The 222-nt window shown below is 63.1% G+C and carries 1 protein-coding gene; it reads left to right on the top strand.

Going from position 1 to position 222, the window contains the following annotated elements; translation table 11 throughout:
- A partial coding sequence (locus CWS39_RS29975; RefSeq protein ID WP_233213759.1) for a transposase occupies nucleotides 1-222 on the top strand: 222 nt, incomplete at both ends.

The raw sequence follows: 222 nt of genomic DNA, 5'->3' as shown, positions 1-222 counted from the left end.
CAAGGGACTCTCGGCCAACACCGTGTCGCGGCTCAAGAAGCAGTGGGAGGACGAGCATGCCGACTGGCAAAAGCGTGACCTGGCAGAGCAGCGCTACGTCTACTGGTGGGCGGACGGCGTGTACAGCAACGTGCGCATGGATGACCGCCTGTGCCTGTTGGTGATCATCGGCGTCACCGAGCAGGGTCGCAAGGAACTGGTCGTCGTCGAAGATGGCCAGCG

It is taken from the genome of Mycobacterium hubeiense, assembly GCF_002838065.1.
GTDB classification, from domain to species: domain Bacteria; phylum Actinomycetota; class Actinomycetes; order Mycobacteriales; family Mycobacteriaceae; genus Mycobacterium; species Mycobacterium hubeiense.
Note: the sequence above shows the minus strand (reverse complement) of the source record. Positions and strands in the feature narration are given on the sequence as shown.